Below are 854 nucleotides of genomic sequence, written 5' to 3' on the forward strand. Positions count from 1 at the left end.
ACAGTATTTGCATCTGTAGCGATTATCGTATAAGCTGAACCTGAACCATTCTCAGTATTACTTACTGCTAAAGGTGAACTAAAGACGGGTAATACCTCATCTACATCAGTAACTAAAATTGTCACGATTTGGGTAGCAGTATTTAATCCATCGCTAGCCTGTATCTCGATGATATAGGTATTATTGAAGTCGGCATCGACCGGTTTTTCGAAATTAGGAGCATCTATAAAAGTGACAACTCCTGTTTTGAGCACAAAACGTTTTTCATCATTCTCTGTACCTAAGGTATAGGTTACTGGATTTGCATCGGTGGCTAGTGGAGTATAAGCTATTTCAGTACTATTTTCTGCAAAATTTGCTATGGTAGCAGATGAGAAGACTGGTAGTATCTCATCTACATCAGTGACTGTAATAGTAACGAGTTGATTTGCTGTATTCAATCCATCATTCGCCAGTAATTCAATAATATAGCTGTTGTTTTGATCTCCGTCTATTGGCGCTTCAAAATCTGGTGTTGTTTTGAATGTAATTTCGCCTTCATTGATACTGAATAAGGCTTCGTCATTACTTTTACCAAGGGACAAGGTTACAGCGTTCGCGTCATTGGCAGAAGCTATATAAACCACATTGGTACCATTTTCCTTGTATAAGCGCGTGGTGGCTGATGTGAAGACTGGAAGTATTTCATCTACATCATTAACCGTGATCACTACGGTTTGAGTAGCCGTATTCAATCCATCTGTTGCGTTGACTTCTATTTGATAGGTGTTCTGACCGTCGCCATCTATAGCATGTCTCTTATACACATCTGACGCTGCCGACGATCGCATAAGTGTAGATCTAGGTGGTGGCCG

General features: G+C 40.0%; 1 protein-coding gene. It reads right to left on the reverse strand.

Annotation, left to right across the window (positions count from 1 at the left end; translation table 11 throughout):
• Nucleotides 1-830: hypothetical protein (locus tag JXQ92_RS19295; RefSeq protein WP_421988288.1), on the reverse strand; the 830-nt coding region annotated here is incomplete at its 3' end.
• Between the last annotated feature and the right edge of the window lie 24 nt (nucleotides 831-854).

This window comes from Roseivirga sp. (assembly GCF_049099775.1).
Classification (GTDB): domain Bacteria; phylum Bacteroidota; class Bacteroidia; order Cytophagales; family Cyclobacteriaceae; genus Roseivirga.